The organism is Caballeronia sp. dw_19 (assembly GCF_018449515.1).
In the GTDB taxonomy this organism is placed as follows: Bacteria; Pseudomonadota; Gammaproteobacteria; order Burkholderiales; family Burkholderiaceae; genus Caballeronia.
Genome location: NZ_JAAVUQ010000150.1, coordinates 1 through 234 on the forward strand (window position 1 = coordinate 1; position 234 = coordinate 234).

The 234-nt window shown below is 56.4% G+C and carries 1 protein-coding gene; it reads right to left on the reverse strand.

Annotation, left to right across the window (positions count from 1 at the left end):
• Positions 1–20 precede the first annotated feature (20 nt).
• Positions 21–234: hypothetical protein (locus HB376_RS40670; RefSeq protein WP_213769321.1), on the reverse strand; the 214-nt coding region annotated here is incomplete at its 5' end.

A 234-nucleotide genomic window follows, 5' to 3' on the forward strand; every position in this document is an offset into this window, starting at 1 on the left:
CTGCGGTTTTGACGGGTTAGCTACCTGTTCTGTGCGACCGTATTCATTCGCCACAGCTTCATGCGTGTTTGTGTTTGCTGCTTCAGTTTTTGTGAATTGGCTGCGCGTTCTGTACAGCTATCTTCGTCGGTTACGGCCGCCCGCATCTTTGCGGCCGCGTTTCTTGGCGGGTTGGCGGCGTGGTTCGACATGCGTGAAATTCGGTGGTTGGTTGTCCGCGGATAGCGCGGGGTG